General features: G+C 55.0%; 1 protein-coding gene. It reads left to right on the top strand.

What is annotated here, in order from left to right:
- Nucleotides 1-241: 241 nt before the first annotated feature.
- On the top strand, nucleotides 242-513 hold a 272-nt coding region (locus D1841_RS18535; protein ID WP_166554421.1), incomplete at its 3' end, for a helix-turn-helix domain-containing protein.

Below are 513 nucleotides of genomic sequence, written 5' to 3'. Positions count from 1 at the left end.
AAGGAAATCAGAGAAGCCATCCGGGAGGACTGCCGCTCCCAGCGCAACATGGAAACCATTGAGATTGACCGGATTTTCCAAACCCTGACGTTTCCGCAGTTAGAGAGCCTGTTTGACAAACCGCCCATGCCGCCGGTTTCGCACCGGTACAGGAAGAAGTCAGCCAGCAAATGAACGCCGCAATTCTTTTTACGAGATTGTGGCTTTTTTCATGCCCTGGGAAACGAAAGGAGTGCAGAAAATGGCCGTTTTTCGCGTAGAACGCACACAGGGATACACCGTTATGAGCAACTATCATCTGCGGGACAAGAGCCTGAGCCTGAAAGCAAAGGGCCTGCTGTCCCAAATGCTCTCACTGCCGGAGGATTGGGACTACACCCTTTCCGGTCTGGCCGTTATCAACCGGGAAAGCAAGGACGCGATCCGCTCCGCAGTCAATGAGCTGGAAAAGGCGGGGTACATCAAGCGCCGCCAGACCACCGACGCGGGCGGCAAGTTCAGCGCCAACGAGTA

It is taken from the genome of Neglectibacter sp. X4 (assembly GCF_009917365.1).
Taxonomy (GTDB): domain Bacteria; phylum Bacillota; class Clostridia; order Oscillospirales; family Acutalibacteraceae; genus Acutalibacter.
This window is presented reverse-complemented; position numbering and strand designations above follow the sequence as displayed.